General features: G+C 45.4%; 1 protein-coding gene. It reads left to right on the top strand.

Annotated features, from left to right (window positions below):
• Nucleotides 1-270 precede the first annotated feature (270 nt).
• The coding region (locus tag A3761_RS01290; RefSeq protein WP_068749669.1) for a hypothetical protein at nucleotides 271-511 on the top strand (241 nt) is incomplete at its 3' end.

The following is a 511-nucleotide window of genomic DNA, read 5'->3' as shown; positions in this document are numbered from 1 at the left end:
CGCTCGTCAGAAGGTGATGTTTACAAAGTCAAGCTAAACAAACGCCCAACTAAGATCAAAACTAGTACTGGTGTTAAGCACCTTCCAGCACAATGGATCACCGTGGCCTAATAATCAGTGAGGAGAGACTACGCGCTCTCCTTGAAACTGAATTTGAAATGATCTGTCTACTGAACGGTGGGGTAGACAACTGGTCTTGGTATGGAGAATCTATGCCAAGTGAAGAAGAAACACAAAACTACGTAAATAACTCGATTAAGGAACTAAAAAATGGCTAAAGCACCTACTAAAGCAAACGACCCTAAAGTAGCTCGCAAAGCAGCGGCTCAACAACGTACTGCACAAAATAAAGCGGCTCGTTTGGCACGTCATGTGAAAGCACATGAGAATGATAAGCAAGCTGCCAAAGCTGTTGGTAAGCCAACCACCCCTCGTAAGGCTCCATCTACTAAGGGCAACTTCCGTAAGGTAAATAAAGCCTACCGTGACGGTGCAGGTCGCTTGCTTCCAG

The organism is Oleiphilus sp. HI0123 (assembly GCF_001635315.1).
The sequence above is the reverse complement of the archived record's forward strand: the minus strand, read 5'-3'. Positions and strand labels throughout refer to the sequence as shown.